The organism is Streptomyces sp. NPDC060027, assembly GCF_042737005.1.
Taxonomy (GTDB): domain Bacteria; phylum Actinomycetota; class Actinomycetes; order Streptomycetales; family Streptomycetaceae; genus Streptomyces.
Genome location: NZ_JBHWVI010000405.1, coordinates 1 through 3,552 on the forward strand (window position 1 = coordinate 1; position 3,552 = coordinate 3,552).

Here is a 3,552-nt window from a genome sequence, read left to right on the forward strand (position 1 = left end):
GGACGGACACCGACCGCACCCGGCACCGCGCCCCCGGCCGCGGCGAGCGCCGCGCCCCGACCCCCGCGTACGCCGTGACGCGCCTACGCGCCCGGCGGCGGGCCGACGTGGTCGACGCCTTCCAGGATGCGGCGCTTGCGGGCGATGTTCTCCAGGAGTCCGGCCCGCTCGAAACGGCGCGGGTTCTTGTGGAACACCTCCCGGCCGCGCTCCGAGGTGAACAGCTCCTCGGGGACGCGATCGGCGCCCTCCGGAAGGAACTTGAGGACCTCCTCCACCGCCGCGAGCGCGAACGCGGAACCCGCGCGCTGCTCGCGCCGCTCGGCGGGCGGCGTGTGCAGCAGCCGCAGCCCCGTGTCCGTGGCGACCTGGTCGGCGACCCACAGGAACTCCCCGGGGTCGATGATCCGCGAGGGCTCGGCACCGCCGAACGCCGGTGGCGCGGGCGGGAGTTCGTCGGTGAGCCGGAAAGCGAAGGAGCGGGCGCGGCCGCACTGCGGACAGACCCCTTCGTACACCGCGATCAGCACACCGTCACGCTCGTCGAGACGGTGCTCGCGCTCGAAGTCCTCCGCCCCGCACACACACGCGCGCAGGTCCATGTAGAGGTGTGCTTCCTGCGTCGAACGGGCGATCAGCATGCCAAGATCTTACGTGCCACGAGGCCGGCCAAGGGGGAAAGTGCCAGTGGACCAGGAACCGCTCGACCGCAGGGACCCGGGCCGCTCCGCCCCGGCGGAGACCCGGCGGGACACCTCGGAGGACACCCGGCGGGACACCCCGGCCGCGGCCCCGGCGCCGCGGCCGGAACCGACCGTCATCACCGCGACCGACGTCGCGGGCAGCCGCTTCGTCTCGGGCACCGGCACGGCCCCTGATCCCGGGCGGCAGGCCGCCGTCGTCGCGCAGGCGGAGAGCACCCTGCCGATGGTGGTGCAGAGCCTGTACCCGCAGCGGCTGCGCTCGGTCGAGCTGCGGTCCGGCGCCGCGGGCGACCGCTTCTTCGCGCTCACCGACGACCGGGGCAGGGACCTCACCCTGCGTCTGGACGCCGTACCGCTCCCCTCCGGCACGGTCGCGCGGACGCACGTCAACACCACCTCGGACCAGCACGTCGTCCAGCTCTCCGACCGCATGGACCCGCGGCAGGTCGGCCGGGCGCTGAGCCACGAGGTCGGCGAACTGCTCGCGGTGCGCGACCGGGCGACCCGTGCCGCCGCCGGCGACCCCGAGGTCGCGGGCGTCGCACCGAGCCACGACGACCTGCTGGCCCGGGGGCGGCTCGGCGCCACGGAACGGCGCCTGAGCCTCACCGAGGAGGACCTCGGCCGGGTCGGCGAGCTGAACTACCTGGCCGCCCGCATGAACGACACCACCCTCGACGCCTCCCGACGCGCGGAGGCGCGCGGCGAGTTGTCGGCGCTCATCGACCACACCGGGCTGCGGCCTCAGGCTCCGGTCGGCTCCGAGCGGTACGCGGCGGAGTTCCAGGCCGCCGACATCCGCCGCGACATCGTCGACCAGCACCTGACCCCGATGGCCACCGACGCCCTGCGCGAACTGGCCGTCCCTGTCGAGCGGTTGGGCGCCGCCGACGTGGCCGAACTCCGGGAGTTCCGGTCGCGGGCCGAGCACGCCCGGCCCCTCGGGACGTCCGCCGACGCCCCTCCGCTGCCGGGGTTCCGGCCCGACGGCTCCCCCGTCCCGCGCTATGAACTCCCCGGGGCGGCGGCCCGGGCCGCCGATCAGCGCACCCGGGCCGCCGCCGGCACGCTGGAGCAGCTGCGCGCGGAGGCCGCCACGACGGGCGCGTGGCCCACCCGCGAAGTCGTCATCGGCGGTGGCGCCAGCCTCGTCGGGCGCGACCCGGACGCCCTGCTCGTCGACGCGCGCGGTCGCTGGCACCTGGACCCCGGCCAGGGCATCGTCCAGTCCCCCGACCAGGTACGGGACATGCGGACGACCGGGCTCGGCGACGCCCACCAGTTCGCCGACCCGACCGCGCGGGTGCCGCGTGACGCGGTACGCCTGTGGGAGGACGAGCTCGCCGTACGCGGACCGGTCGTCGACGGGACCGCGCGGCTGGTCCCGGCTCAGGACGGCCATCTGTACGCGCACATCCGCCCGGGCGACGGCTCCTCGGACGTCTACGTCAAGGTCGAAGGAACCCCGACCGTCGCCACCGGGCTGCCGCCGGAGATGGTGCCGGGCGTCGACCGCCGGGACGTGGTCAATCTGCCGGAGGCCCTCGACGCCGTACGCGGGCAGCTGCCCGCCGACTCCCCGGTGCACGCCCGGCTGGCCGGGGCGACCGGCGCACAGCAGACCCTCGGGATCCTGCGGGAGGAAGGCGTGCTGGACGGACTGCGCTCGGGCGGCGGCGCGCGGGCCGCGCTCCAGACGCTCGACGCCACGGCCCAGTGGGAGCGGGCGAGGGACGCCGCGCCCGGTCGGGTCTTCATCGGTGACGAGATCGCCGAGAACCGTTTCGACGTGAGCGGCGAGGGCGCACCGAAGACCTGGCTGGTCGCGGGTGCCGGCGGCACGGGGGTGGCCAACGCCGAGATCATCCTGGAGGCCGACCCCGAGGCCCGGGTCACCATCTACGGGCCGAACCTGCCCCCGGCGCTGGAGAACCAGGTCCAGTTCACCGCGATGCGTGAGCGGTTCGTCAGCGAGTACGGCGGTGACGGCCGCCTCACCATCGACATCCACCCCGACAACCGGGTGGGCGCCGTGCAGATGCACACCGGGTCCGACGGGAAGCCGCGGTTCCGGGAGGGGCACGTGGAGGCGGAGGCGTATGTGGCGAGCCTCGGGCGGACCGCGCCGATGCCGGAGGCTCTCCAGGATCTGGCTGAGCGGACCCGGGCGGGGGGCGGGCAGGTGCGGGGGGACCTGATGTTCGATCAGGACCGGCAGTTCCTCGGCTACGGCGTCACCTTCGAGACGGGGGGTGGGCAGCGCCGCGTCGAGGTGACCGGTGCGGCGTCGCAGTTGCTGCCCCGTGATGTCTTCCCCCGTGACACCCAGGCCGCCCTGAACGCCATGGCCGCCCGCCAGGTCCCGTCCCAGAGCGGCAACGCGGCGCCGGGGTTCGCCCCCACGGCGCAGCAGGCGGCCCGGCTGGCCGCGGCGCGGGAGCGCGGGACGGTGGAGCGGCACACCTCGGTTCCGGAGAGCTGGGGCAGGCCGGCGGTGGCGGGGGCGACGGCCGCGGCTGCGGCTGCGGCGACACCCGGGGGGCCGGGCGTGGCGCCGGGCTCCAGCGGCCCCGTCAATCCTGTCGCGGGCGCGGCTCGCCGGCAGTCCGGCCGGGGTTCGGCCACTCCTGGGGGTCCCGTTCCCGGCTCGGCGCCCGGGCCTGTCGCGCCGGGTCAGCCGCCGCGGGTGCCGCGGCCGCCGTCGCCGGGGCGCTGACCTCGTGTGCGGGGTCCGGTGCGGGTGCCGGTGCCTGCGGGCCGGTGGGTGGGGCGGGGCCGTGCCGGTACATCCCAGTCCGTCGCCGCTGGATCAGACGTGGGCTACCTGTGCGAACTGCTGCTCGATCCG

2 protein-coding genes are annotated in these 3,552 nt (G+C 75.8%); one reads left to right on the plus strand and one right to left on the minus strand.

The window, feature by feature from the left end; translation table 11 throughout:
- Positions 1-83: 83 nt before the first annotated feature.
- Positions 84-641: a hypothetical protein gene (locus ACFWBT_RS42315; protein ID WP_385709960.1), complete on the minus strand. Its 558-nt coding sequence runs from the start codon at positions 639-641 to the stop codon at positions 84-86.
- Between the two features lie 46 nt (positions 642-687).
- On the opposite strand from ACFWBT_RS42315, the gene ACFWBT_RS42320 reads away from it, so the two are divergent.
- Positions 688-3,420, plus strand: a complete 2,733-nt coding sequence (locus ACFWBT_RS42320; protein ID WP_385709963.1) for a hypothetical protein — start codon at positions 688-690, stop codon at positions 3,418-3,420.
- The last annotated feature ends 132 nt before the right edge of the window (positions 3,421-3,552 follow it).

Excerpts from the sequence above, each read along its gene's own strand:
- ACFWBT_RS42315 (WP_385709960.1), bottom strand. The coding sequence starts at position 641 with ATGCTGATCGCCCGTTCGACGCAGGAAGCACACCTCTACATGGACCTG.